Genomic DNA, 320 nt, shown 5'->3' on the forward strand with positions numbered 1-320 from the left:
ATGCCTGTCCAGTGGGTGCCCTGGCCGGGGAAGACGAACGCCACACGCCCCTGGACGTCTGCTCGGCTGCTTGCGCTGCCTTCGGCTACGGCGTCCAGTCCGGCCAGCATCTCGGTCCGGTCCTGGGCGACCACCACCGCACGGTCCGGCAGTCCGGCACGTGTGCGAGCCAGGAGTCCGGCCAGCCGGCCCACATCGATGTCCGGTCGGTGTTGCAGGAAGTCGGCCAACTGCCGTGCCTGGGCGCGGGTGCCCTGGGCGTCGGCTCCGGAGATCAGTACGGGGAAGGGACCCTCGGACCGTGGAGCGGGGGTGTGGGA

At 71.2% G+C, this 320-nt stretch carries 1 pseudogene; it reads right to left on the reverse strand.

What is annotated here, in order from left to right:
- A pseudogene (locus HO151_RS00160) lies at positions 1 to 320 on the reverse strand (modular polyketide synthase); the annotation flags it as partial.

It is taken from the genome of Streptomyces sp. 8P21H-1, from assembly GCF_013302945.1.